Raw genomic sequence first — 26526 nt, forward strand, 5'->3', positions numbered from 1 at the left:
CAGGATGAGGGGAAAAGGGAACCTGGATCTGCTGACGGCTTCGCTAAAAAACATCATGCTCTAATTCCCCAGCCGTTCGAGCAGGGCCGGGACATGGACCTGATCGGACTTGTAATTGCCGGTGAGCATATACATCACGATGTTGACGCCGCCGCGAATCGCATAGATGCGCTGCATCGGGTCGTTTGGCACGGTGGGGAGCAGGGGATTGCCCTGATCGTCTACGGCCCATGCGCCCGCCAGATCATTGGCGGTGATCATGATCGGCGTCACGCCGTCGCCGGTTCTGACCGGGCGGTCACGCGGCGAGGCATTGGGTGCGGTCGCTTCCACCCAGAGCGGGCTTCCCTCATAGCGGCCCGGAAAATCCGGCATGATGAAAAAGGATTTCGTCAGGACATGATCATCCGGCACCGGTTCGAGCGGTGGCACATTCATGTCGTCCAGAATGGCGCGCAGGCGCTGGTTGGCGGGTGAGACCGACGGATCGAGGCTCGCGCCCGACTGCAACTGGTCGCGCGTGTCGAACAGGACCGTCCCGCCCTGCTGCATATAGGCATCCACCCTGGCGATGGCTTCCGGGCTCGGCATCGGTGCATTCGGATCAATCGGCCAATAGATCAGCGGATAGAAGGCCAGTTCATCCTTGGATGGATCGACGCCGATCGGGTCGCCCGGTTCCAGCGCGGTCTTGTCGGTCAGTGCAAAGGTCAAACCTTTCAGTCCGGCCTTGCTGATATTGTCGGTTTCCGCGCTGCCGGTGATGATATAGGCAAGATGGGTCTGCGAAACCGAGCCGATGATCGCCTCATCGCCGGGCTTGCTGTCGTCATGAATTTGTGGCGGCTGCGGCGAGGGTGCTTGCGCAAAGGCGCGGTCATGACCGGCAGACAGGACAGCAAGACTGCCTGCGAGGAGCAAAGCAATCCCCGCCGTTTTGGCACGCACCTTCATGCGGCGGCGGAATGCGCCGCGCAGCCAGAGCATCAGCAGTGAATCGAGCGCCAGAAGCATGGCGGCGGCGGCAAAGAACGGGCCTGCCAGCGATATCGACTGATCTGCCGTATAAGAGACAGGCGTGACGCTGACCGACAGCGTCGGCTGCTTGATCGGCTCCAGCTTGGTGTTGCTGTCGGCAAAAATGTTGAGTGCTTTCAAACCGTCCTCATTGCCGTAGAAACCGGGCGGCGTGTTGATGCTGACACTGGCTTGCTTATTGCGCTCGACGATCAGCGGCTTGGCTTCCGAGGTCGGCGGCGCCAGCGCACCGGCAGCCGAAAGCAGCTGGAACGGCGGCAGCGAAACGGCATCCTGATTGCCCTGCGCGCCGGTGCGCTGCGACAGAGACACGATGCGGCGGAGCATTTCCACGAAGGAGCCGGAAATCGGCAAGCTCGACCAGGTGGCGTCCGGCGCGATATGGAACAGCACGATATTGCCACGCCCGCGCTGCTGGCCTGTCACCAGCGGGGTGCCGTCCTGAAGGATGGCATACGCCTTGTCGTTGAGGTCGAAGGACGGTTCGGCAAGCACCTGTCGGTTGACGTTGACATCTTCGGGGATTGGCAGCCCGGCAAACGGACCCTTTTCCGGAAAGGCGCGCAGCTGTTGTGGTTCAGACCAGGACAAGGTGCCGCCAAGCGCGCGCTCGCCCTTGCGCAGCCGCACCGGCAGCAACGTATCGTTGTCGCTCGCGCCCGCCAGACGCGGCCCGGCAAAGCGCACCAGCGTACCGCCTTCTTCCACCCATGCAGAAATCTGCTCGGCGACCGGCTGCGGCAAGGTGCCGATATCGGCCATGATGAGAATGGACGGCTTGGCATCCAGCAATTCCGGCACCGACTGAAGCAGATCGGCGGAACGTGGCTCGATCAGATTGGCGTAGGGCGACAATGCGCGCTTGATATAATGCAGTGGTGACAGAAGCGGCTGCGCGACATCGCCGTCGCCGCTGGCAATCAGGCCGATGGTGCGGCGCTCGGACCCAGCGTCGATCAGATGGGTGGCACCCGCCTGTTCGATACCATCAACGCGGATGAGGCGGAAATCATTGCGCAATTCGACCGGCAGGTTGAAGCGCGTCCTGCCTTCGGCGCTGCCCAGCGCAAAGGACAGCGGCGCTTCGGCGATGCGGCGGCCCTTGTCGTCATAGGCGGCAGCCGTCAGGCTGCGCGGCATGGTCACGCCTTCCGGGCGGATGGCGATGGCTTCGAGGCTGTCGGCCTTGTTGTCCACCCCGGTCAGCGCAAGGGTGCGACCGAGATCGGCACCATACCACAGGACACTCGCCAGATGGCCGGTCTTGTCCAGCGCGGCAAAGGTTTCGCTGTCGGCCGCGGTCGCCAGTCCGTCATTCATGAAGGCAAGGCGCACTTTCTCGCCATCGGACAGGGCGGATGCCAGCCGTTCCATCGTCGCCTTGCGGTCAACGGGGATCGGGCGTGGCTGCATGGCCTGCAAACGTTCCGTGGCGCGGGTGCCTTCATAGGGGCCGATTTCCGCATTGGCCGGCTCGGCGGTGCCAAGGATGTAAATCTGCGCGTTGGCGCTTTCCGCGTCGTCGATCAGCTTTTCAGCGGCGTTGACGCGTTGCTGCCAGTCTTCGGCGGCGGCCCAGCCATTGTCCACCACGATGGCCAGCGGTTCATTGCCGGTCAGCGCGACTGGACGCGGGTTCCAGATCGGCGCTGCCAGCGCCATGATCACGAGTGCGGCGATCAAAAGGCGCAGAAGTGTCATCCACCACGGGCTTTTGGAAGGGACTTCCTCGCGCTTGAAAACCTGCGCCAGAATGCGCAGCGGCGGGAAGGTTTCCTCCTGCGGGCGCGGCGGTGTCATGCGCAGCAGCCACCAGATCACCGGCAGGGCAACCAGACCGGCGAGGATCAGCGGTGAGCCGAAGGCGAGCGGCAGAAAATTCATGCGCCAGCCCCCGTTGCGCCCAATGCCCCCGTTGCGCTTAATGCATGATGCAGACGCGCAAGGGCTTCCGCCGCCGGACGGTCGGTGCGATGCACAGAATAGCTCCAGCCGAGCCTCTTGCAGAAGTCCGAGAGGGTTTCGCGCCGGGCCGTGTAAAGACGGCGATAATCCTCGGCATAGGTTTCGGCGCGACCGGCAACCAGCGTTGCACCCGTCTCGGGATCGCGAAATTCGGTGCGCCCGGAATAGGGAAAGGTTTCTTCTGCAGGGTCGGCGACTTCGACCAGATGCGCACGCACGCCGCGTTTCGCAAGGCGGTCGAGAAGTTCTGTCAGTTCATCGAACGGGTGCAGGAAATCGGAGACAAGAACGACTTCCGAAAAACGGCGGATCTGCGCGATATCCGGCAATACGCTTACAGGCGCTTCATGCATGAGCGCGCCGGCAAGACGTTCTGCGCCGTTGCGGGCGGCAAAAGGCGGGATGAGCGCTGGAAAAGCAATGCGTTCACCGGAACGCGACAGGATTTCCGCCAGCCCCAGCGTTAGCACTAACGCGCGGGCTTCCTTGGAAACAGGCGACATCTGCGAGCGATAGAGCATGGAGGGCGAGAAATCGCACCACAGCCAAACCGTATGCGCTGATTCCCATTCGCGGTCGCGCACATAGGTATGATCGTCACGGGCGGAACGCCGCCAGTCGATGCGCGAAAGCTGCTCGCCCTGCACATAGGGGCGAAATTGCCAGAAGTTCTCACCGGGACCGCGTTTGCGCCGTCCATGCCAGCCATTCATGACGGTATTGACGACACGCTGCGCTTCGACCAGCAGATCGGGGATCGCCGCTGCCCGCGCACGTGCGCGGGCCAGCGTATCCTTGCGATCTGCGGTGGAAACTTGCGTGCCGATCACCATCAGACGGCGGCCTTTACCAGATTGGCGATGACATCGCGGATATGCATGCCATCGGCGCGGGCGGCGAAATTGAGCGCCATACGGTGTTGCAGCACCGGCTCGGCGAGCGCCTTCACATCGTCCACCGAAGGGGCGAGGCGGCCATCATAAAGCGCACGGGCGCGGGCGCAGAGCATCAGCGCCTGACTGGCGCGGGGGCCGGGACCCCAGGCGATATGCTGCTTCGCATGATCGTTGTCGGCATCCGGGCGCGCCGAACGGACAAGTTTCAGGATCGCTTCGACGACACTTTCGGAAACCGGCATGCGGCGCACCAATGTCTGCATCTGCCTCAATCGTTCCGCATCGAGAATCTCATAAGGCTTCGCCTCAGCGACGCCGGTGGTTTCAAGAAGAATGCGGCGCTCGGCTTCCAGTTCCGGATAGAGAATGTCGATCTGCATCAGGAAGCGGTCGAGCTGCGCTTCCGGCAGGGGATAGGTGCCTTCCTGTTCCAGCGGGTTCTGCGTTGCCAGAACGTGGAACGGCGCGGGCAGGTCATAGCGCTGGCCTGCGACCGTGACGTGATATTCCTGCATGGCCTGCAATAGCGCGGACTGGGTGCGTGGGCTGGCGCGGTTGATTTCGTCGGCCATCAGCAGTTGGGCGAAAATCGGCCCCTTGAGATAGCGGAACGAACGGCGCCCGTCGGCGTCCTGTTCCATGACTTCAGACCCGATAATGTCGGATGGCATCAGATCAGGCGTGAACTGGATGCGCTGGCCGGAGAGACCGAGCACCACGCCCAGCGTTTCCACCAGCTTGGTCTTGGCAAGGCCGGGTACGCCGACCAGAAGCGCATGACCGCCAGCCAGAATGGCGACGAGCGTGCGCTCGATCACACTTTCTTGTCCGAAGATGACGGTGCCGACGCCTTCCTTGATGCGCGCAATATCTGCGAGCGCCCGTTCGGCTTCCGCAACAATCTGCTCGGAATTGGCGGTTTCAGGCGTGATGACGACGCTCATGGTGACCTCGCAATGTGTAACCGCTTTGGCGGAAGTGCCTTGGTGTCTTATCTAAAAGTCGCCATTCACGGCCTGACGCTTTTTGATTCAGACACCTATAAATCGCATATAGTGCTGACAAGCCGTCAAACGGTGACTATTTCATGACTTCCATCATATTAAGCACATTCGAACAGGAATAACCGAGTCGGATGACAAAGAGCACCCCTATAGGCAAAGTTGCGCCGCAAAACGCGCTGCAAGACGCCGGGTCGACCGGCGGTCTGGAAGCCCTGATTGCACGCGCGCATGCCGATGCGCAAAGCGGACCGTCAACGAAAGAGCGCGGCATTCCGCCCGTCGAGCGCTGGAATCCCGATTTCTGCGGCGATCTCGACATGGAAATCAAGGCCGATGGCACTTGGTTTTACATGGGCTCGCCGATTGGCCGCAAACAGCTGGTGCGGCTGTTCTCCACCGTGCTGCGCAAGGACGCGGACGGCCAGACCTATCTCGTCACGCCGGTGGAAAAGGTCGGCATCAGGGTTGAAGATGCGCCATTCATTGCCGTTGAAATGCAGGTTTCCGGTGAAGACGCGGCACAGACACTGACATTCCGCACCAATGTGGGCGACGTGGTGGAAGTCGATGCCGAGCATCCGTTGCGATTTGTCGTTGAAGAAGCAAGCGGCGGGCTGAAACCTTATGTGCTGATCCGCGGGCGTCTGGAAGCGCTGGTGACGCGCTCCGTGATGTATGATCTGGTCGCGCTTGGCGAGGAAATCGAGATGGACGGTGTGGCCTTGTTTGCCGTGCGATCCGGCGGGGCGATATTCCCGATCATGCCTGCCGATGCGCTGGAGGCTGCCCTAAAATGATGGAGCGCGGCTTGCATTCCCTTTCGGCGTTTTCCGCCGGTGATTTTGCCGAGCGCGTTCGCAACTGGCAGCCGGATCACAGTGACATTACCGGCGATCACGCGCTGAACCCGGAATTCGAGCAGGCCATGGTCACCGCAAAGATGCGCGATGCGGCGGTGCTGGTGCCGGTGGTGGATCGCGGTCCCGGTGCGACGGTGCTTCTCACCCAGCGCACCGATCGTTTGCGACAACATTCGGGCCAGATCGCCTTTCCGGGCGGCGCCATCGACCCGGAAGACGGCACGGCGGAACATGCAGCGCTGCGCGAAGCCAACGAGGAAATCGGGCTCGCAGCCGAGCGTGCCGAAATCATCGGCAATCTGCCGCGTTATCTAACCGGCAGCGGTTTTTCGATCACGCCGGTTCTGGCTGTGGTCAAAACCCCGTTCGACCTGCATCCGAACCCGGATGAGGTGGCCGATATTTTCGAGGTGCCATTGTCTTTCCTGATGAATCCGGCCAATCACCGGCGCGAAAGCAGGATACTCAACGGCAAGGAACGCTTTTATTACGCCATGCCCTATAACGAGCGATTCATCTGGGGAATTACCGCCGGGATCATTCGCGGACTTTATGAAAGGCTCTACGTTTGAGCGACAGTGTGAACATTGCCGACACGGCGCCCTGGTTGAAGTCGAAGTCTTTGCAGGCGCTGTTCAAGGCCTTGAACCGTGATGGCGGGGAAGCGCGTGTGGTTGGCGGTGCGGTGCGCAACACGCTGCTTGGAACCGCCGTCAGCGACGTCGATCTTGCCACCACGCATGTGCCGCAGGAAACAATCCGGCTGGCCGAGGAAGCGGGGTTCAAACCTGTCCCGACCGGCATCGAGCATGGCACCATCACCGTTGTCGCGCATGGACATGCCTATGAAGTGACGACATTGCGCAAGGATGTCGAGACCGATGGTCGCCATGCCAAGGTTGACTTCGGGACCGACTGGAAAGCCGATGCCGAGCGGCGCGATTTCACCATCAATGCGCTCTACGCCACCGCTGACGGCACGATCATCGATCATGTCGGCGGACTTGCCGATATCGAAACCCGGACGCTGCGTTTCATCGGCGATGCGGAACAGCGCATCCGCGAGGACTATCTGCGCATCCTGCGTTTTTTCCGCTTCTTTGCCTGGTACGGTTCCGGGCGACCGGAGGCTGACGGTCTGCGCGCCAGCGCAAGGCTGAAGGACGGTATCAGTCAGCTTTCCGCTGAGCGGGTGTGGTCGGAATTGAAGAAACTCCTGTCGGCTCCCGACCCGTCGCGCGCCCTTTTGTGGATGCGGCAAGGCGGCGTCTTGAACCTTGTTTTGCCTGAAAGCGAAAAATGGGGCATCGACGCCATACACGGCCTCGTGCGTTCCGAAGGCGATCTTGGCTGGTCCGCGGATCCGCTGCTGCGGCTTGAAAGCATCGTGCCGCCGGACGCTGTGCGCATGGAAGAAATGGGCAAGCGCCTCAAAATGTCCAATGCAGAGCGGGCGCGGCTCGAAGCATGGGCGCGGGCCGATGCCGTCAAGCCAGAGCTTTCCGAGCAGGCCTTGAAGAAGGTCGTCTATCGCGGCAGTATGCAGGCGGTGGTGGATCGGATCAAGCTTGGTTATGCGGCGGCGCGGGCTGATGCGGCAGGCAGCGACGATGCGATGATTCGCGCCGGTGGCTTTTCGCGTTTGCTGGAAACGGCGGAGAAATATGAAGCCCCGGTCTTTCCCGTGACGGGGAGTGATCTTTTGGCGCTCGGCATGAAAAAAGGCCCCGGTCTCGGACAGGCACTGCGGTCGCTCGAAACTTTCTGGATCGACTCCGGTTTTAGCCTTGACCGTGCAGCGCTTCTGGAGAAACTTGATCGCGATAAAATGAACAGCTGACCGCTTGTTTGCAAAATTCAGCCGTAGTTTCATCAGTTTATGGCTGGGAATCTTTTCAGCGCCGATTTTGAAAGAGCATGAAATGTCCAATCCCGATACATCGATCCAAGATAAGGCAGCCTCTGATCCGAAACAGAAATTCGGCACGGAAGGTCTGGCCGCAATGGACCGCCCGAGCAAGATCACCCGGTTTTTCATGGGGATTGTTTCGTGGGCCGAAGGTCTCAATCTTAAATATGCCAAGCTGGGCAATCCGCCGGTTTATGACAACGCAACCTTCCCCTGGGCGGCGGAGATCGAAAAGGAATGGCCAGCCATCCGCAAGGAACTGGACACGATCCTGCTGCGCCAGAGCGAGCTTCCGTCCTTTCAGGATATTTCAACCGACGTGAAGACGATTTCGACCGATAATCGCTGGAAGACCTTCTTCCTGCTCGGTTTCGGCGTGAAATCGGAACAGAACATCAAGACCTGTCCGGAAACCTGGCGCATCGTGAACAAGATACCGGGCCTGACCACGGCGATGTTCTCGATCTTCGAACCGGGCAAGCATCTGCCGCCGCATCGTGGGCCGTATAATGGCGTGCTGCGCCTGCATCTCGGCCTCATCGTTCCGGAGCCGAACGACAAGCTCGCCATTCGCGTGGACAAGCAGGTCTGCCATTGGCATGAGGGCAAGGTTCTCATTTTCGACGATGCTTACGAGCATGAAGCCTGGAACCACACTGACAAGACCCGCGTGGTTCTGTTCGTTGACTTCGTGAAGCCGCTGAAATTCCCGGCCCGTTTGGTCAACTGGTGCCTGATGAACCTCGCCATCTTCACGCCCTTCATCAAGGAAGGACTGGACAACCACAATGAGTGGGAAAAGAAGTTCTATGCGGAAGCCGAAAAGCTCCGCAACCAGCCAAAAGCCTGATCGGGTTTGACTTTCGCCCCGTGCGATCTTACATGCGGGTCAGAGGGCCGACCGGCCCTTTGACCTATCCACCTCTGAAAGAGGAATTGTTGATGCTGGAGATCGTTGGAAGCCTTTAATCGTTCCGGACAAGGACTGCATGACAGGCGCTGATTGCGTCTGATCGGCAGATGTTCAGGGACGGGAACGGCATTGGCCGTGGATAGCCATACGCTGTCTGCGCGCGCTGGTGCTTGTCATGGTTTCCATCCAGGCATGAACAACAATGAATATCTCACGTATTGAACAGCGCGTGTTACACGTGCTGGCGCAAGGTGGCCATATCCGCCACTTGCGCGAAGACGGACGCGTCTGCAACATAGAATGCTATACCCGTGAGGGTTACCTGCTCGCCGATTGTACAATGGCTGTGTTCCAGCAATTGCGGCGCAAAAGGCTGATCGAATCCCGATCAGGCAGTCCCTATCGCATTTCGCTGAAAGGGCGCGAAAACGTTCGCGCTCAGCTCAATAACCGTTGAGGGAGCGCGTCATGTATCTTCGCAAGGAAAAGCCCGATGATAGTGCTGCAATCCGTCAGCTGACGGATGAGGCGTTCAGCAAGGTTCCTTATAGCAACCAGCGGGAGGGGGAGATCGTCGATGCGCTTCGCGCGGCCTCGGCGCTCACCTTGTCGCTGGTTGCCGTGGACGGGGATGCTGTCCTCGGCCATGTGGCCTTTTCGCCGGTTCTGATCGGAGGCGAGGACAAAAGCTGGTATGCGCTTGGCCCCATCTCGGTTCAGCCCGAAAGGCAAGGCGAGGGGATTGGCGGGGCGCTCGTCCGTGAAGGTCTCGCCTTGTTGCGGGCCGACGGTGCAAAGGGATGTGTTCTGGTGGGCGATCCTGGCTATTACAGACGGTTCGGTTTCAAAGCCGATGCGCGGCTGAAAATGCCGGATGTGCCCGCAGAATATGTGCAATGTCTGGCCTTCGGGCCGGACATGCCGCAAGGCGATATCACCCATCACCCCGCTTTTGGCATATAAGAAAGGGCCGGTTATCCGGCCCTTTCCTTTTGGTTCATGTGCTGGAAATGCTTTAAGGCCATTTCACAACGGGGGGCATAGACGACAGAATGGAGTTCACATTGCCGCCGGTCTTGAGGCCGAAGATCGTACCGCGATCATAGAGCAGGTTGAACTCGACATAGCGGCCACGGCGCACGAGTTGCTCGTCACGGTCAGCCTGCGTCCAGTCCTGATTGAAGTTCTGGCGCACAAGATGCGGATAGACGACGGAAAAACCGCGTCCCACATCCCGCGTATAGGCGAAATCGGCGTCCCAACCGCCTTTCTCATCCGACGAATGCAGCCAGTCATAGAAGATGCCGCCGGTGCCGCGCGGTTCATTGCGATGCGGCAGGAAGAAATACTCGTCGCACCAGTCCTTCACGCGCTGGTAGTCGACGACATTCTTGTGCTTTTCGCAGATGAAGCGGAACGCCTTATGGAAAGCGAGCGTGTCGGCATCTTCCTGCGTGCGCCGGCGGTCGAGAACCGGGGTCAGGTCGGCACCGCCGCCAAACCACTGGCGGCTCGTCACGACCATGCGCGTGTTCATGTGAACGGCTGGCACATGCGGGTTTTGCGGATGCGCGATCAGCGAGATGCCGCTTGCCCAATAACGCGGGTCTTCTTCCGCGCCGGGGATTTGCTTGCGGAATTCCGGCGAGAATTCGCCATAGACGGTGGACACGTGAACGCCGACTTTTTCAAAAACGCGCCCGTGCATGATCGACATGACACCGCCGCCGCCCTTGCCTTCTTCCTTCAGCCAGGGCGTGCGCACGAAGCGGCCGGGCTCACGGTCGGACAGGGGGCCTTGCAGCTCGTCTTCAAGCTGTTCAAAACTTGCGCAGATGCGGTCGCGCAGTTCTTCGAACCAGCGTTGCGCCGCCTGCTTCTTTTCCTCGATATCGTGGGGGATGATCGCAGGAATTTCATCGCGTTGCATTTGTTATTTCCTCTCGGCGCAATCTGCCGGATCGCTGCGTGCAGCCAAGGTTAAATGGCAAGGTGAAATAGACTTTGCTATATCCGTTGGCTTAGCAAGTTCCGTCAGCCGCGCATAGGGCGAAGAGGGACTTCGCTGCCGTCGCAAAATCGCTCTCCCCAAGAAAAGACTCGTCTTTGTAAAATCGCTACCCTATCTTTTGTGGTCAAGGGGCTGGAAGTGTGTGTTTCCAGCCAGCCGGGAGGCAATCGCATGACAGCAGCACCGCCCCGTCCTCCGCTCGAAGGCTTGCGCAAGCAGCTTGAGAAGAGCCGCGCCGAAAAGAACCGGATGCCGCGCGACGGCTTCATCCGCGAAACCTTCACCCTGCCGCGTCAGGCAGCACGCGACAAAGCGCGCGAATGGTTCGACACATTTCCGAAATCCGCCTACTGGACCGAGATTGAAAGCTGGTGCGAACGGCCCGACGACGTGATCGAATTCACCATGCGCCGCCTGCCAACCGCAGATTGAAGATCTGAATCAATATCTGCCGCCAAGTGGTTGAAAGAAGATTCAGATTTGCCCGCAATTACAAAGGCACCCGATGTTTGATGCATCGGGTGCCTTTTATCTTGAGTCGTTATACCGTTACCAGCTTATTGCGCAGCGCGTTGCGGCGCCTTTTCCCAGGCATCCCACTTGCCGATGATGCTGTCTGCATAGGCCTTGCCGACGCGGTAAGCATTGGTGGTCGCCAGCGGGAAACCGCCCGACTTCGCGCCGAGGGATTCGATTGCTGTCTGGTCCTTGCCCTGCCGGTCGAAATTGGATGACGTGCGCAGCACGGCGATGCGGCTGAAATCCAGCTTGCCCGCATCGGCAGCGCGCTTGAGCGCCGTCAGCGTGGCATTGTCTTCCATTTGCGAGGTACAGTAATCCGCCTTGCCGTCGGTCAGGAGCTTGGCCCATGCGCTCACCGCTTCGCCGAGCTTTGCGCCATGCCAGTAGGTATCGGCCGAGGCCGTGTCGCAAATGCTGACTTTCGGCGCGCCGGTGGCGGCTTCCTGCGTGTAATGCTTGCGATATGCCTTCGCATCGTCGCCATCGAGAAGCGCGACATCCTTCGTTGTGGCCAAAGCATAATCGGCAAGCTTGCCGTTCAGTTCGAAGACTTCCGTGCCTGCGCCCCATTTGGCCTTTTCGCCGGGCTTGGCCGTGCCGAGACCGAAGAAATCCGTGCTCCAGCCTTCGGGCGCTTCGCGGATATCGATGCGGTGGCTCAGATTGGCGTCGATGACATATTTCGCCCAATGGGCCGAACCGAGCGTGCCGTGCTGCGGATCGACGCCCGCAATACCAGCAATCAGGAAATAGGTATGGCTGAGATCGAGCTTGTCGCTGAGCGCCATGGCCGTCGTCGAGCTTGCAGCATTGGCAAAGCCCATGGCCGTCGTCATGTGGCAAAGGCCCTCAGCGGTACAGTCCACTTCCGGATATTCAGGGCTCAAGCCGGGCAGCTTGATCTTCTGCGTGAAGTTTTCACCTTCCAGCCACGGCTTGGCTTCTTCACCGAACATGGTGATGACCATCACCTTCGGCGCAACGCGCTCGACGTCTTTGGCAAAGGCCGGTGCGGTGGCGAGCAGGGAAAGAGTGGAAGCCGCGAGAACGGCGGTGCGTGCAGACAGTTTCATGGAATGAAGCACGCCTTTCGAACCGGAAACGGGGAACAATGCGTGGCGATCCGGTCAATCCGCGACGCATGTTGAGAGCAATTCGAGTATTGATTCCGCCAAGACGCCTAAGGTCTTGAGCTAGAATCACTTTCACTTCTCATCTGGCGTAGAGCTTCCCCTGCCGTCATGGCGACCGAAACTGCAAGATTGAGGGAGCGGGTGCCGGAAACCATCGGGATCAGCAGGCGCGCATCGGCGCTGTTGTGGACTGCATCCGGCACACCGGACGATTCACGCCCGAACAGGAGAATATCGTTCGCCTGAAAACGGTAGTCGGTATAGGGGATTGCGGCCTTGGTCGAGAGCAGTACGATGCGGCGGCCTGCCTGTTTGCGCCAGTCTTCGAAGTGGTGCCAGTCGGCATGTCGCGTCAGTGCGGCCTGCGCCAGATAATCCATGCCCGATCGTTTCAGCGAGCGGTCGGAAACGTCGAAACCGGCAGGCTCAATCAGGTCCACGGCAAAGCCGAGACATGCGGCCATGCGCAGTATCGTTCCCGTGTTGCCGGGAATGTCGGGCTGGTAGAGGGCGACGCGCAGATCCATATGAAGCGGGTAACGCGAAACGCCCGTCATCGCAAGACTGCATATCGGGCGCGGTTCATGCGTCAACATCTGTATGAGGATGAACTTTAAAGAACCGGTCGGATTGCAAAATATTCATGTTTTGTTCCGAACAAGTATTGGCAATTGCTTAATGTCCGCCTAAAAGGAGCGCCATGTTTAAGTGGTTCGAACATCGGCTCAACGCCTATCCAGATGATGCCCCGCAGGAACCTCCGCGCGGTCTGGTCGCGTTTTGCCTCTATTACACCCGCGGCGCCTGGCCGTGGATCATCGGTATGGCGATCTTCACCACCCTGATCGCCATTATCGAGGTTTCCCTGTTTGCCTTCATGGGCAATATCGTGGATTGGCTTTCCCACCAGTCGCGCGAAACGTTTCTAAGCAATGAAGGCTGGCGGCTGGCATTGATTGCCGGCGTGGTTCTGGTCGGCCTGCCGGGCGTGGTGCTGGTGCATTCGCTGGTGATCCATCAGACGCTGCTCGGCAATTATCCGATGCGCGTGCGCTGGCTGATGCATCGTTACCTGATCCGACAGTCGATGTCGTTTTTCCAGGACGAATTTGCCGGGCGCATTTCAACCAAGCTGATGCAGACCGCTCTTGCCGTGCGCGAAACGGTGATGAAGCTGCTTGACGTCTTGAACTATGTCATCGTCTATTTCGCGGGCACGCTGTTCATCGCAGCCGCCGCCGATCTGCGACTGATGATCCCGTTCGTCGTCTGGCTCGTGGTCTATCTCATGTTGCTGCGCTTCTTCATTCCGCGCCTGCGGGTGGTTTCGGAAGAGCAGGCTGATGCGCGCTCGACGATGACGGGCCGCATTGTCGACAGCTATACCAATATCGCGACCGTGAAGCTGTTCTCGCATTCGAGCCGCGAGGAATCCTATGTGCGCGAAAGCCTCGATGGCTTCCTCGGCACGGTGCATCGCCAGATGCGTCTGGTGACCATGTTCCATTTCACGCTCTATGTGTCGAACTGCCTTCTGCTCTTCGCGGTCGGCGTGATCGGCATCGGCCTGTGGATGAACGAAGCCGTGACGGTGGGTGCGGTGGCGGTCAGCATCGGTCTGGTGCTGCGCCTCAACGGCATGTCGCAGTGGATCATGTGGGAAATGTCGGCGCTGTTTGAAAATATCGGCACGGTGGAAGACGGCATCACCACGATTGCGCGCGCGCATGAAGTGGTGGATGTTCCCAATGCTCCGGCCCTGCAGGTGACCAAGGGCGAGCTGGATTTCGACAAGGTCGGCTTCCATTACGGCAAGGGCAAGGGCGTTCTGGAAAACCTGACGCTGAACATCCCCGCCGGACAGAAAGTCGGTCTGGTCGGTCGCTCCGGTGCGGGCAAGTCCACGCTGGTCAATCTGCTGCTGCGCTTCTACGATCTGGAGAAGGGGCGCATCCTGATTGATGGTCAGGACATTTCGAAAGTGTCGCAGGATTCGCTGCGCGCCAATATCGGCATGGTCACGCAGGATACTTCGCTTCTGCACCGCACGGTACGCGAAAACATTATGTATGGCAGGCCCGACGCCACCGAGGAAATGTTGCAGCAGGCGATCCGGCTTGCGCAGGCAGACCAGTTCGTTCCGCTCCTTACCGATCCGAAGGGACGGCGCGGGCTGGAAGCGCATGTCGGCGAGCGCGGCGTCAAGCTGTCCGGCGGACAGCGTCAGCGTATCGCTATTGCGCGTGTGATGCTCAAGGATGCGCCGATCCTCATTCTCGACGAGGCGACATCCGCGCTCGATTCGGAAGTGGAAGCGGCCATTCAGGACAGCCTCAATACGCTGATGGAAGGCAAGACGGTTATCGCCATCGCGCATCGTCTTTCCACTATCGCCGCGCTTGATCGCCTGATCGTCATGGACAAGGGGCGAATCGTCGAAGACGGCACGCATGAGGAACTTGTTGCGCTCGGCGGCATTTATGCAAGTCTATGGGCGCGTCAATCCGGCGGGTTCCTTGGCTTCGAAGACAATTCCGAGGATGCGCTGGTCAAGTAAGGAAAAACGCTATTGATGAAAGCGGTCTACAGCCTGTTCGAACGTTGGGTTGATCCCTTCCGCGAACCGGACAATCTCAGACCGCCTTCAACCACAATGGCTTTCCTCTGGCATTACGCGCGCCAGGCGAAATGGCCGCTTGTGGCAGCACTTGCCGCTGGCGGTCTTCTGCCGCTGGTGGAAGCGGGGCTGTTTTATTTCACCGGACGTCTGGTCGATATTCTGGATCAGGCTGGCAAAGGCGGCATAGAGCGCAGCTGGTCGGCGTTGATCGAGGCCGCCGGGCCTGAGCTTCTCTTCATGGGGTTCACGGTTCTGGTGATCCGGTTGATCGTCACCGCTGCAACGACCCTGCTGGACGACCAGACCATGTCGCCCGGCTTCTACAACATGATCCGCTGGCAGGCGAATTCCTATGTGCTGCGCCAGTCCTATGCCTTCTTCCAGAATGATTTTGCCGGACGTATCGCCACAAAGGTCTGGCAGGCCGGGCAGGCGGCGGGCGACCTGATCGAAAGTCTCATTCAGGTCGTCTGGTTCATGGCGATCTACAGCGTCACCACGCTTTTTCTGGTCGGGCGGCTCGATTGGCGGCTTGCCGCCGCCGTCATTGTCTGGATCATCGCTTTCGGCTTCATCGCATGGCGCTATCTGCCGCGCATCCGCAAGAATGCCGAAGCCTCCGCCGAAGCGGGGTCGATGATCAACGGGCGGATTGTCGACAGCTATTCCAATATCGAGACCATCAAGCTCAACACGGCGGATGATGACGAGCGCTATCTGCGCGACGGCTTCCAACGCTACCTTGCGGCGATCCTGCCGTTCATGCGGTCGCTGACTGGTGTGCGCCTGTCGCTGACGGCTTTGTCGGGCCTGATGATCGTGACAGTTGCGGCCATCGCCATCGATCTCTGGACGCAAGATGCCATCACGGTTGGTCAGGTGTCGTTCACGCTCGGTCTGGTGCTGCGTCTCAACATGCTGCTTGGACGCCTCATGATGCAGCTCAACGGCATGTTGCGCCAACTGGGGCTGATCGAAAATTCTATGCGCCTTGTCTCCGCGCCGCTCGGTCTCGAAGACCGGCCCGGCGCAAAACCGCTGGTGGTACGCGATGCCCGCATCGACGTGCGCGACGTAACCTTCCATTACGGCAAGGGCGCTGGCGTTCTGCAGAACATCAATTTGACTGTGCGGGGCGGCGAGCGTGTGGGGCTGGTCGGCCATTCCGGCGCGGGCAAGACCACGCTCGTCAATCTTATCCTGCGGCTTTACGATGTGGAAAAGGGCACCATCATCGTGGACGGGCAGGACATACGCGATGTCACGCAGAATTCGCTGCGCCGGGCCTTTGCCGTGGTCAGCCAGCAAACTGCACTTTTGCATCGTTCCTTGCGCGATAACATCATGCTGGCTCGTGACGATGCCACCGATGAAGAATTGCTAAAGGCGGCCCGGCAGGCGGAAGCGGACGGCTTCATCGCCAAGCTGGAAGATTTTCAGGGCCGCAAGTCCTTCGATGCTTTCGTGGGCGAACGCGGCGTCAAACTATCGGGCGGCCAGCGTCAGCGCATCGCCATTGCCCGCGCCATTCTCAAGGACGCACCGATTCTCATTCTCGATGAGGCGACCTCGGCACTCGATTCGGATGTGGAAGCCTCGATACAGGAGAATCTCAAGCTACTCATGGAAGGCAAGACGGTGATTGCCATTGCACATCGTCTTTCGACCATTGCCGCACTCGACCGTCTGGTGGTCATAGACGCTGGCCGGATCGTCGAGGAAGGCACACATGAGGAATTGATCGCCCAAGGCGGCATCTATGCCGGGCTCTGGGCGCGCCAGTCTGGCGGGTTTCTTGGAGAGAACCACGAAAACTAAAAACTTCCGGTCATCTCCGGTCATCCGGGCAGGTCTTTGGCCCTGACCGCAGCTTTGCTGTGTATCCGTCAAATTAATCAAGCAAATCCGCCTGCGACATCGTGCCGTCATAAGGGGTTGGTGTCTGGACAAGCGTTTTTTACGCGCATAAACCGGATAGTGAGATGGAGGGAATTTCGTCCTGCGAGCACTTGCGGGATAACTTTTGCGCAGGTGCAAAAGCGGACGAGGGGAGAGTTCAATTGAACATGCAGATTAAAAGGGAGTTGGCACGTGAGCGCACACGACACGGCTGAGCCGACACGGCGTGATTTTCTCTATATTGCGACGGGAATGGCCGGTGTGGTCGGTGTTGGCGGACTGGCATGGCCGTTTATCGACCAGATGCGTCCAGACGCTTCGACACTCGCAGCCGCTTCCATCGAAGTCGACGTTTCTTCTCTTGCAGAAGGCGCGTCCCTGACCGTCAAATGGCGCGGCAAGCCGGTATTCATCCGCAACCGTTCCGCCAAGGAAGTGGAAGAAGGCAAGAGCGCGGCTCTCGGTGACCTGAAGGACCCGATCGCCCGCAACGCAAACCTTCCATCGGATGCGCAGGCAACCGACGTTGCTCGTTCGGCAGGCGAAGGCAAGGAAAACTGGCTCATCATGATCGGCGTATGCACGCATCTCGGCTGCGTACCGCTCGGTGAGTCCGGTTCTTTCGGCGGCTGGTTCTGCCCATGCCATGGCTCGACCTATGACACTGCGGGTCGTATCCGCAGCGGCCCGGCACCGGAAAACATGCACATCCCGCAATATGCGTTCACTTCCGATACGGTCATCAGGATCGGCTAAAACAGGTCTTGGGGAGAGAAGACATGAGTGGTGGACACTCCACATATACGCCGAAGACCGGCATCGAAAAATGGGTCGACGAACGGCTTCCCTTGCCGCGTCTGGTCTATGATTCCTTCGTGGCCTATCCGACGCCGCGTAACCTGAACTACATGTACACCTTTGGTGGCATTTTGAGCTTCATGCTCATCTCGCAGATTCTGACCGGCATCGTTCTGGCGATGCACTATGCTGCGGATACGGGCATCGCGTTCAATTCCGTCGAAAAAATCATGCGCGACGTCAACTCCGGCTGGCTTCTGCGCTACATGCACTCCAACGGTGCATCCTTCTTCTTCATCGCCGTTTATCTGCACATTGCACGCGGTCTGTACTACGGCTCCTACAAGGCGCCGCGCGAGCTTCTGTGGATCCTCGGCGTGGTGATCTTCCTTCTCATGATGGCGACCGCCTTCATGGGCTATGTGCTGCCATGGGGCCAGATGTCCTTCTGGGGTGCAACGGTTATCACCGGCTTCTTCACGGCCTTTCCGGTCATAGGCGAGCCGATACAGCAGCTTCTCCTTGGCGGCTTTGCGGTCGACAATCCGACGCTGAACCGCTTCTTCTCGCTGCACTACCTGCTGCCGTTCATGATTGCCGGCGTTGTCGTCCTGCACGTCTGGGCGCTGCATGTCACCGGCCAGACCAACCCGACCGGCATTGAAGTGAAGTCGAAGACCGATACGGTTGCCTTCACGCCTTATGCGACCATCAAGGACGCTTTCGGCGCGCTCGTCTTCTTCGTGTTCTTCGCCTATTTCGTCTTCTACATGCCAAACTTCCTCGGCCACCCGGATAACTATATCCCGGCCGACTCGCTCAAGACGCCTGCTCACATCGTTCCTGAATGGTACTTCCTGCCGTTCTACGCGATGCTGCGCGCCATCACCTTCAATATCGGCCCGATCGATTCGAAGCTCGGCGGTGTTCTGACGATGTTCGGTTCGATCGCTATCCTCTTCGTGGTTCCCTGGCTCGATACGTCGAAGGTTCGTTCGGCTGTCTATCGCCCGTGGTTCAAGCTGTTCTTCTGGCTCTTCGTGATCAACGCCATCTTCCTTGGATGGCTGGGTTCGCGTCCTGCAGAAGGTTCCTATGTCTTCATGGCGCAGCTCGGTACGCTTTACTATTTCGCTTTCTTCATCGTCATCATGCCGGTTCTCGGCCTGATCGAGACGCCGAAGCGTCTGCCCAACTCGATTACCGAGGCGGTGCTGGCGAAGAGCGAAGGCAAGGCCGAGATTGCCCCCGTGGAAATCAAGGGCTGAACCAGCGAGAGATATGAAGGACGTAATGATGAAAAACATCCTCAAGAGCTTCGCTGCCTTTGGTATCGCTCCGCTGGTCGCACTTGGTCTTTCCATGAGCGGTGCCTTCGCTGAGGAGGGCGGCAATGCGGCGGAACCTACGCATTTCCCGATCCACCACCCGACGCAGGAAAAGTGGAGCTTTGCCGGTCCGTTCGGCACCTATGACAAGGGCCAGCTGCAGCGCGGTCTGAAAGTCTATAAGGAAGTATGCTCGGCCTGCCATTCCATGAACCTGGTGGCCTTCCGTACGCTGGAAGACCTCGGCTATACGCCGGAACAGGTCAAAGCCTTTGCAGCCGAGTATGAAGTGCAGGACGGTCCGAACGCCGAAGGTGAAATGTTCACCCGCAAGGCGCTGCCGACAGACCATTTCCCGTCGCCATTTCCAAATGCGGCCGCAGCTGCTGCCGCAAACAATGGTGCGGCTCCGCCTGACTTCTCGCTGATCGCCAAGGCGCGCGCCGTGGAACGCGGCTTCCCGACCTTCATCTTCGACATTTTCACGCAATATGCCGAAGGTGGGCCGGATTATATTCACGCGCTTCTGACAGGCTTCGATGAGCAGCCGCCAGCGGGCATGCAGATTGCCGAAGGTACGCATTACAATCCGTACTTCATTTCGGCAAAGGCGCTTGCCATGGCCAAGCCGCTGAACGATGGTCAAGTGACCTATGATGATGGCTCGCCGCAGACGGTGGACCAATATTCGCGCGACGTTTCGGCATTCCTGATGTGGGCCGCTGAGCCGCATCTGGAACAGCGCAAGCGCACCGGCTTCCGGGTGATTGTGTTCCTGATTCTCTTTGCGGGTCTGGCTTATATCGCCAAGCGGTCGATCTGGTCTGATGTGAAGCACTGAGCATTCAGCTGACCGTTGAAAAGAGGGCGCCAGAAATGGCGTCCTTTTTGTTTGTGCGGGGCTGAATTACAATCGGCATCAGCCAAACCTGGCGCCGGAGCTGCCGTTTTGGATAAGTCTGCCCGCTGATGCGCGAATAAGCTTGGCGTGGCTGCGATATCGTGGTTGAAAGAGCGTAATAGCAAGATGCGCGCTCAGAGATGTCCCAGTTGGGACATCACGACCATGGACAAGCGCTGGCAATGTTTCAACTGAAAGGACTGAACATGGAATCCGGGCTCAACGCCAGTTTGAAGGATGCCATCAGAACCATTCCGGATTATCCCAAACCCGGCGTGCAGTTCCGCGACGTGACGACCCTTATGGGCGATGCGCAGGCGTTCCGCCGCGCGGTCGACGAACTGGTCTACCCCTATGCCGGTAACAAGGTAGATAAAGTCGCGGGCATCGAAGCGCGCGGCTTCATTCTGGGTGGCGCCATTGCTCACCAGATTTCCGCCGGTTTCGTGCCGATCCGCAAGAAGGGCAAGCTGCCGCGCGATACGGTGCGTATTGCTTACAGCCTTGAATATGGCATTGACGAAATGGAGATGCACCGCGACGCCATCGAGAAGGGCGAGCGCATCATTCTCGTGGACGATCTGATCGCCACCGGCGGCACGGCTGAAGCCGCTGCCAAGCTGTTGTTGCAGATGGGGGCGAATATCGTCGCCGCCTGCTTCATCATCGATCTGCCGGACCTCGGCGGACGCAAGAAGCTGGAAGCGCTCGGCGTACCCGTGCGCACGCTGGTTTCGTTCGAAGGCGATTGAGCACAAATATCTGCTTATGAAAAAGCCCGCTGCATGGCGGGCTTTTTCATGTCAGGCATCGAGCTTGGGCGGCAACTTGACCATGGCCGCATTGTCGAAGGACAGCACGTCTTCACCATTTTGATTATGCGCTCGCAAGGACATGGTCAGCATCGACCAGCCCGGACGCGACGCAAGCGCGCGCATCGCGTGAACGGTGCGCTTGAAGGTGATTGTGTCGCCCGCATAGACCGGCTTTGACCATTTCAGGTTTTCGAAGCCCGGCGAGGGGCCGAAAACCGGCGGGGTCTCGCCGCGCTTGAGGGCCTCGTTGGTCGCCTGCACGATGGAGGCGACATTCAGCTTCATGAATACAGCCGTCGTGTGCCAGCCAGAGGCGCACAGGCCGCCGAACAGACTGTTCTTTGCCGCTTCCGCATCGAGATGGAAAGGTTGCGGATCATATTTCGTGGCGAAGTCGATGATCTCTTCGGCGGTAAACGTATAGCTGCCGATATCCTGCTCGCGACCGAGATTGTCTTCAAGATAGCTCATCATGCACCCGCCTTGGCTTCCTGTGACGCAACGTAATCGCGGCGTCCCATCATACAGGGATGCTGCATTTCGCACACGGTTTCACCGCGCTGATTGACGAGCGCGTGGTGCAGCGTGACGAGACCGATTTCCGGGCGGCTCTTGGAAAGGCGACGGTCGATGACGGTGGTAACACCGCTCAGCGTATCGCCAGCCAGAACCGGGCGCTTCCAGCGGGTGAATTCGACGCCGGGGCCGCCTTGCGATGTGGAATTGGTGAGAAAGGCGTCGCAGACCAGACGCATGATCAGCGATACGGTCTGCCATCCCGAGGCGGCAAGACCGCCAAGTACGCTGGCTTTGCCTGCTTCTTCATCGAGGTGGAAGGGCTGCGGATCGAATGCGCTGGCGAATTCGATGATCTCTTCCTTGTTGATCGTGCGCGGTCCGAAAGGGATTTTCAGTCCCGGCACCATATCCTCATAGGCGTATTTCTGCTGGGGCTTGCTCACCCTCTATCTCCTCCAAATCGGTTTCAGGAAATGCTCTGAATATGCAAAGGCCGCCGGAAAACGGCGGCCTGATCGTATCAGGTGTTGAAGCGGAACAGCATCACATCGCCGTCATGGACGATGTATTCCTTGCCTTCGTCTCGGGCTTTGCCCGCTTCCTTGGCGCCGACTTCACCGTTGTATTTGACGTAGTCTTCATAGGCGATAGTCTGGGCGCGGATGAAGCCGCGCTCGAAATCGGTGTGGATCACACCGGCAGCGCCGGGAGCCTTGGTTCCGCGACGGATGGTCCAGGCGCGGGTTTCCTTCGGTCCAGCGGTGAAATAGGTGATGAGGTCGAGAAGCTTGTAACCGGCGCGGATCAGGCGGTCGAGGCCCGGTTCCTCAAGGTCCATGCTTTCCAGATATTCCTTGGCTTCCTCATCGGGCAGCTGGGCAACTTCCGCCTCGATAGCCGCGGAGATGATGACCGTCTGCGCGCCCTGTTCCTCGGCCATCTTTTCGACGGCTGCACTATATGCGTTGCCCTTGGCGGCATCGCCTTCGGCGACGTTGCAGACATAGAGTACAGGCTTGGAGGTGAGAAGGTTCAGGCCCTTCAGCGTCAGCAGGTCTTCGGCTGCGATGTCTTTCAGCATCAGGCGCACCGGCTGGCCATTCTGAAGCAGTTCCAGTGCGCTTTCCATCACCGGCAGAATGGTCAGGGCTTCCTTGTCCTTGCCGGTGGCGCGCTTGCGGATCTGCACGATACGGCGCTCGATGCTTTCGAGGTCCGACAGCATCAGTTCGGTTTCAACGGTCTGCGCGTCCGATACCGGATCAATGCGGCCTTCGACATGGGTGATGTCGTCATCTTCGAAGCAGCGCAGCACATGCACGATGGCATCGACTTCGCGGATATTGGCGAGGAACTGGTTGCCGAGGCCTTCGCCCTTCGAAGCGCCGCGCACAAGGCCGGCGATATCAACGAAGTTGATGCGGGTCGGGATGATTTCCTTCGAACCGGCGATCTTGGCAATATCGTTCTGGCGCGGATCGGGAACGGCCACTTCGCCGGTGTTCGGCTCAATGGTGCAGAACGGATAGTTTGCGGCCTGTGCGGCGGCCGTTTTGGTCAGCGCGTTGAAAAGCGTCGACTTGCCAACATTTGGCAGACCGACGATGCCGCATTTGAAACCCATGATCGTACCTGTCAGACTAGAATAGAATTACCGTCGCTATGCGACATTGAGGTGTGAAGCGTCAAGAGGCGCAGCCGTCGCGAAGGATTAATCCTTCTTCCCCAGCAGCTTTTTCAGCATTTCAGCCATCGGACCGCTTTCGGGAATGGCCGGCTTCTTCTGGTTCTGCCGCGCCTGACGGATATGGCTCTGCGCCTTGGGCGGGGCCTTTTCCAGTTGCGCGGGGTCGGCCTTGAAACCGTTGGGCCGCTGATTGCCGTCGCCCATGGCGAGCGCAATGCGGTTCATGAAGCTGTTGTCATCGCCCGGCTTGGCGAGCAGGCCAATATTGTCGGCGACAGCGCCTAAGAGCGTGTCCAGCCATTCATTGTCGGCCTTGGCGAAATCGCCGAGAACATAATTATGCACCAGTTCCTTCGCGCCCGGATGGCCGATGCCAAGCCGCATGCGGCGATAATTCTGGCCGCCGGGGAAGGACTGTACATGCGCGTCGATGGATTTGATGCCGTTATGGCCGCCGGAGCCGCCGCCGGTCTTGATCCGCAGCTTGCCCGGAATGAGGTCGAGTTCGTCATAGATGACGACGAGATCGGCGGAAGTGAGCTTGTAGAAGCGCATGGCCTCGCCGACAGACTGGCCCGAGAGGTTCATGAAAGTCAGCGGCTTGATCAGCAGCACTTTCTCGCCGTCAATCACGCCATCGGCAATCTCGGCCTGAAATTTCTTCTGCCAGTTGGAGAAACGATGGCGGCGGAATATTTCATCCGCCGCCATGAAACCGATATTATGCCGGTTATGCGCATATTTGGAGCCCGGATTGCCAAGACCTGCGATGAGCAGCATGGTTCAGAGCCCCCAAAATACGGAAAGCGATTATTCGCCGTCCTTGGCTTCTTCTTCAGCGCCTTCAGCAGCAGCTTCGTCCGACTTCAGGCCGGCAGGAGCAGCAATGGTGGCGATGGTGAAGTCGCGGTCCTGAATGGCAGCCGACACGCCCTTTGGCAGCTTGATTGCCGAAATGTGGACGGAGTCACCGATTTCAAGGCCGGTCAGGTCGAATTCGAGCGCTTCCGGAATTGCATTGGCCGGAACGATCAGTTCAACGTCGTGGCGAACGATGTTGAGAACGCCGCCGCGCTTGATGCCCGGTGCAGCTTCTTCGTTCTTGAAGTGAACAGGAACGTTCACGTGAACGACCGACTTGGCGGATACGCGCAGGAAGTCGACATGCTGCGGGAAGTCGCGGACTGGGTCCAGCTGGTAGTCCTTCGGGAGGACCTGAATCTTCTTGCCGTCTACTTCGATCGTGGCAACCGTGGTCTTAAAACCACCGCCATGAATCTTGTAGAAGATCTCCTTATAGGAGACGGCGATTGCGAGGGGCTCCTGCTTGTCGCCATAGATGACTGCAGGAATCTGGCCGTTGCGACGCAGTTCGCGGGAGGACCCCTTACCAACCCGGGTACGCAGATCGGCCTTGAGCACGTAAGTCTCGCTCATGGCATTTCCTTTCAAAGTTACTGGAGTGTCGCTCGCTTTCTGCGCATGATCTTGTGCGAAAACCGGTTTCGACTTTTCGGGATCATGCTTCAACAAACGACATGAAACAGCCCGTATCGTCTGTCACAAGGTGAAAGACCGGACCGCTCCATTCCGCGTTGCCTCCAAGGGTGTCTACGCGGATGGCGGTGGCTATAGACCATAGCGTGCGGCAGCGCAAGTTTTTTGGATTTGCCGTTGCGTGGGGGCTGACACGGCCATAGTTGAAAAAATGATCGCGATGGCCTATATTCGGATCGGTAGCTGAAGCGCTAACTCCAGCTACCGTGTTCTTAGATAAAGAATTGAACCTGCACCGTCGCTTGCCAGCTGGTGCGGGTTTTCTTTATTCTAAGCGTGAATCTAATGGGTATAAACCACATAGAGTTCACCTCCGAATAGAAAGCAAAGCCCTTGCCAAGGTCGGAGCGGCTCATCCTCCCCGACGCGCCCGCTGGCTGGGCGCTTGCTGCTTTTGCCCCCGTTCAGATTGCTATCAAAACTTCTGATTGAAATCTACGGTCCAGCATCTGTGGGCATTCCGCATAACCGGTGGCATTGACGGCTTTAAAGATGTTAAGCGAATGCCTGATCGACCGCAGGCTCTGCCGTGCGAGTCGTTTGTTTCGGTCACATTCTCAAACAAGGAGGCGAGATGCAGGTCGGTATCGACATGGGTGCTGTTGCTGGAAGCGGTTCTGCCTCGGCAGCGGCGCTTGGCGGTGGCAAGCAGGCCATGCTTGATCTTGAGGAGCTTCTCGCCACGCGCCTGCTCGTGCAGGGCAATTCCGGCTCTGGCAAGTCGCATCTTCTGCGCCGCCTGCTGGAACAGAGCGCGCAATGGGTGCAGCAATGCATCGTCGACCCGGAAGGGGATTTTGTCACGCTGGCCGATCTTTACGGCCATGTCGTCGTTGACGCCGCCCGCACCGAAGCCGAATTGACCCGCATTGCCGGACGTATCCGCCAGCACCGTGTTTCGGTGGTGCTCAATCTCGAGGGCCTCGATGTCGAGCAGCAGATGCGCTCGGCGGCGGCGTTTCTCGGCGGTCTGTTCGATGCCGAACGTGACTACTGGTATCCGATGCTCGTGGTGGTGGATGAGGCGCAGCTTTTTGCGCCAGCCGCTGCTGGCGAAGTGTCTGACGAAGCGCGCAAGCTTTCGCTCGGCGCGATGACCAATCTCATGTGTCGCGGGCGCAAGCGTGGTCTCGCCGGTGTTATTGCAACGCAGCGTCTGGCCAAGCTTGCCAAGAACGTGGCTGCCGAAGCCTCCAACTTTCTGATGGGCCGCACCTTCCTCGATATCGATATGGCGCGCGCCGCGGATCTGCTGGGCATGGAGCGTAAGCAGGCGGAAATGTTCCGCGATCTGGAGCGCGGGCATTTCGTGGCGCTTGGACCGGCGCTGTCGCGGCGTCCGCTGCCGATCCGCATCGGCACGGTGGAAACTTCGGCCCGTTCGTCGTCGCCGAAGCTGATGCCGCTGCCCGATGCGCCGGAAGATGCGCTTGATTTGATCTTTACGCCCGCGCCACAGGAAATCCGCACCGTCGTGCGTCGGACGCCCCCACCTCCACCGCCGCCATCCACGGCGGAAATTCTGGCACAGGTGGCCAAGCCCAAGCCCGAAGCAGAGCCCGTGGAAGCGCCGCTTTTCCCCGGTATCGTGGAAGCGGAACGCGACGAGCTTCTCGATAAGGTCATGCGCGAGATCGTAGACGACCCGGAAGCCTCGTTCCGGTCTGTGGCGGTTCTCTATCAGGACTTTCTGGTGCGCTGTCGCATTCACCGCGTTCCGGGCGAACCGCTGGCACTGCCTGCCTTCCGCCGCAGGCTGGCGGTGGCGCAGGCCAGCATTGAAAGCGATGTGGCGAGTGGCGAGACATGGCAGCAGGCGCTGTCGCTGTCGGAAAGCCTCACCGACGATGTGCAGGGCGTGTTCCTGATCGTGGCGCAGGCAGCCGTCACCGGTGCGCCTTGCCCCTCCGACGCGGCGCTGGCGCGGGCCTATGGCACGCATTCGTTCAGCCGTGCCCGGCGTTTGCTGACTTATTTCGAGGAGCGTGGGCTGCTGGTGGTCCGCAATGATTTCAAGGGAATGCGCATCGTCAATTTCCCTGATCTTGGCTGCGAAACGGCACCGGGTGATCCCAATGCCCCGGACGATATGGTGGAAGAGGGTGCTGCCGCCGAGTAGACTGTGAAGACCGTCATGAACCTGTAATGTTT

25 protein-coding genes are annotated in these 26526 nt (G+C 59.1%); 14 read left to right on the forward strand and 11 right to left on the reverse strand.

The window, feature by feature from the left end:
• Nucleotides 1-60 precede the first annotated feature (60 nt).
• From HWD97_RS09370 to HWD97_RS09380, 3 genes are read right to left on the reverse strand one after another with little or no spacing between them, the layout of a single operon-like run.
• Complete coding sequence (locus HWD97_RS09370) at nt 61-2922, reverse strand: DUF4159 domain-containing protein (RefSeq protein WP_109369516.1); 2862 nt, start codon at nt 2920-2922, stop codon at nt 61-63.
• Nucleotides 2919-3836, reverse strand: coding sequence for a DUF58 domain-containing protein (locus tag HWD97_RS09375; protein ID WP_371834965.1), 918 nt, complete (start codon nt 3834-3836; stop codon nt 2919-2921). The genes HWD97_RS09370 and HWD97_RS09375 overlap by 4 nt, the downstream gene beginning before the upstream one ends.
• Entirely contained in the window at nt 3836-4843 is a 1008-nt protein-coding gene (locus tag HWD97_RS09380; protein WP_109369514.1) for a MoxR family ATPase, read from the reverse strand. The genes HWD97_RS09375 and HWD97_RS09380 overlap by 1 nt, the downstream gene beginning before the upstream one ends.
• A 191-nt stretch (nt 4844-5034) precedes the next feature.
• On the opposite strand from HWD97_RS09380, the gene HWD97_RS09385 reads away from it, so the two are divergent.
• From HWD97_RS09385 to HWD97_RS09410, 6 genes are all read left to right on the forward strand, one after another.
• The gene (locus HWD97_RS09385; protein WP_109369513.1) at nt 5035-5700 is read left to right on the forward strand and encodes a DUF1285 domain-containing protein; all 666 of its coding nucleotides are present in this window, start codon (nt 5035-5037) and stop codon (nt 5698-5700) included.
• Entirely contained in the window at nt 5700-6335 is a 636-nt protein-coding gene (locus HWD97_RS09390; protein WP_109370279.1) for a CoA pyrophosphatase, read from the forward strand. Before HWD97_RS09385 ends, HWD97_RS09390 begins: the two co-directional genes overlap by 1 nt.
• Nucleotides 6332-7603: a CCA tRNA nucleotidyltransferase gene (locus HWD97_RS09395; protein ID WP_109369512.1), complete on the forward strand. Its 1272-nt coding sequence runs from the start codon at nt 6332-6334 to the stop codon at nt 7601-7603. Before HWD97_RS09390 ends, HWD97_RS09395 begins: the two co-directional genes overlap by 4 nt.
• A gap of 82 nt (nt 7604-7685) precedes the next feature.
• Nucleotides 7686-8522 carry an aspartyl/asparaginyl beta-hydroxylase domain-containing protein gene (locus tag HWD97_RS09400; RefSeq protein WP_109370278.1) on the forward strand — a complete coding sequence of 279 codons (837 nt, stop codon included), beginning with the start codon at nt 7686-7688 and terminating at the stop codon, nt 8520-8522.
• Between the two features lie 265 nt (nt 8523-8787).
• Nucleotides 8788-9042 carry a YjhX family toxin gene (locus tag HWD97_RS09405; protein ID WP_109369511.1) on the forward strand — a complete coding sequence of 85 codons (255 nt, stop codon included), beginning with the start codon at nt 8788-8790 and terminating at the stop codon, nt 9040-9042.
• An 11-nt stretch (nt 9043-9053) separates the two neighbouring features.
• Nucleotides 9054-9548, forward strand: coding sequence for a GNAT family N-acetyltransferase (locus tag HWD97_RS09410; protein WP_109369510.1), 495 nt, complete (start codon nt 9054-9056; stop codon nt 9546-9548).
• 52 nt (nt 9549-9600) lie between these two features.
• Here the strand turns inward: HWD97_RS09410 and hemF are convergent, their stop codons facing one another.
• Complete coding sequence (gene hemF, locus HWD97_RS09415) at nt 9601-10515, reverse strand: oxygen-dependent coproporphyrinogen oxidase (RefSeq protein ID WP_121536516.1); 915 nt, start codon at nt 10513-10515, stop codon at nt 9601-9603.
• Nucleotides 10516-10767: 252 nt separating this feature from the next.
• Between hemF and HWD97_RS09420 the strand changes: the two genes are divergently transcribed.
• On the forward strand, nt 10768-11028 hold the full coding sequence (locus tag HWD97_RS09420) for a hypothetical protein (protein WP_109369508.1): 261 nt from the start codon (nt 10768-10770) through the stop codon (nt 11026-11028).
• A gap of 125 nt (nt 11029-11153) precedes the next feature.
• On the opposite strand, the gene HWD97_RS09425 is transcribed toward HWD97_RS09420, so the two are convergent.
• Together HWD97_RS09425 and HWD97_RS09430 are read right to left on the reverse strand one after the other, a co-directional pair.
• Complete coding sequence (locus tag HWD97_RS09425; RefSeq protein ID WP_109370277.1) at nt 11154-12191, reverse strand: purine nucleoside permease; 1038 nt, start codon at nt 12189-12191, stop codon at nt 11154-11156.
• A 107-nt stretch (nt 12192-12298) separates the two neighbouring features.
• The gene (locus HWD97_RS09430; protein ID WP_109370276.1) at nt 12299-12778 is read right to left on the reverse strand and encodes a tRNA (cytidine(34)-2'-O)-methyltransferase; all 480 of its coding nucleotides are present in this window, start codon (nt 12776-12778) and stop codon (nt 12299-12301) included.
• A 173-nt stretch (nt 12779-12951) separates the two neighbouring features.
• Here HWD97_RS09430 and HWD97_RS09435 point away from each other — a divergent pair, with 173 nt between their 5' ends.
• The 6 genes from HWD97_RS09435 to HWD97_RS09460 all read left to right on the forward strand — a co-directional run bounded on the left by HWD97_RS09435 (nt 12952) and on the right by HWD97_RS09460 (nt 20549).
• Complete coding sequence (locus HWD97_RS09435) at nt 12952-14808, forward strand: ABC transporter ATP-binding protein (protein WP_109369507.1); 1857 nt, start codon at nt 12952-12954, stop codon at nt 14806-14808.
• A 15-nt stretch (nt 14809-14823) separates the two neighbouring features.
• Nucleotides 14824-16689 (forward strand): ABC transporter ATP-binding protein, encoded by a 1866-nt coding sequence (locus HWD97_RS09440; RefSeq protein WP_371834966.1) that lies wholly within the window; start codon nt 14824-14826, stop codon nt 16687-16689.
• A gap of 273 nt (nt 16690-16962) precedes the next feature.
• Nucleotides 16963-17526 (forward strand): ubiquinol-cytochrome c reductase iron-sulfur subunit, encoded by a 564-nt coding sequence (gene petA / locus HWD97_RS09445; RefSeq protein ID WP_109369505.1) that lies wholly within the window; start codon nt 16963-16965, stop codon nt 17524-17526.
• Nucleotides 17527-17549: 23 nt separating this feature from the next.
• Nucleotides 17550-18836, forward strand: a complete 1287-nt coding sequence (locus HWD97_RS09450) for a cytochrome b N-terminal domain-containing protein (protein ID WP_109369504.1) — start codon at nt 17550-17552, stop codon at nt 18834-18836.
• 28 nt (nt 18837-18864) lie between these two features.
• Nucleotides 18865-19737, forward strand: coding sequence for a cytochrome c1 (locus HWD97_RS09455; protein WP_171318556.1), 873 nt, complete (start codon nt 18865-18867; stop codon nt 19735-19737).
• A 266-nt stretch (nt 19738-20003) separates the two neighbouring features.
• Nucleotides 20004-20549: an adenine phosphoribosyltransferase gene (locus HWD97_RS09460; protein ID WP_109369502.1), complete on the forward strand. Its 546-nt coding sequence runs from the start codon at nt 20004-20006 to the stop codon at nt 20547-20549.
• Nucleotides 20550-20600: 51 nt separating this feature from the next.
• Here the strand turns inward: HWD97_RS09460 and HWD97_RS09465 are convergent, their stop codons facing one another.
• The 5 genes from HWD97_RS09465 to HWD97_RS09485 form a co-directional block, all read right to left on the reverse strand.
• On the reverse strand, nt 20601-21083 hold the full coding sequence (locus HWD97_RS09465; RefSeq protein WP_109370275.1) for a MaoC family dehydratase: 483 nt from the start codon (nt 21081-21083) through the stop codon (nt 20601-20603).
• Nucleotides 21083-21574 carry a MaoC family dehydratase gene (locus HWD97_RS09470; protein WP_371834967.1) on the reverse strand — a complete coding sequence of 164 codons (492 nt, stop codon included), beginning with the start codon at nt 21572-21574 and terminating at the stop codon, nt 21083-21085. Before HWD97_RS09470 ends, HWD97_RS09465 begins: the two co-directional genes overlap by 1 nt.
• 77 nt (nt 21575-21651) lie before the next feature.
• A complete protein-coding gene (gene ychF / locus HWD97_RS09475; protein WP_171318523.1) occupies nt 21652-22755 on the reverse strand; it encodes a redox-regulated ATPase YchF in 1104 nt (367 codons plus the stop codon).
• 87 nt (nt 22756-22842) lie between these two features.
• Nucleotides 22843-23598 (reverse strand): aminoacyl-tRNA hydrolase, encoded by a 756-nt coding sequence (pth, locus tag HWD97_RS09480; protein WP_109369499.1) that lies wholly within the window; start codon nt 23596-23598, stop codon nt 22843-22845.
• 30 nt (nt 23599-23628) lie between these two features.
• Nucleotides 23629-24255: a 50S ribosomal protein L25/general stress protein Ctc gene (locus tag HWD97_RS09485; protein WP_109369498.1), complete on the reverse strand. Its 627-nt coding sequence runs from the start codon at nt 24253-24255 to the stop codon at nt 23629-23631.
• 694 nt (nt 24256-24949) lie between these two features.
• Here HWD97_RS09485 and HWD97_RS09490 point away from each other — a divergent pair.
• Nucleotides 24950-26494 (forward strand): helicase HerA domain-containing protein, encoded by a 1545-nt coding sequence (locus HWD97_RS09490; protein WP_371834968.1) that lies wholly within the window; start codon nt 24950-24952, stop codon nt 26492-26494.
• Nucleotides 26495-26526 lie beyond the last annotated feature (32 nt).

It is taken from the genome of Ochrobactrum sp. C6C9, assembly GCF_022627935.1.
Lineage (GTDB): Bacteria > Pseudomonadota > Alphaproteobacteria > Rhizobiales > Rhizobiaceae > Brucella > Brucella teleogrylli.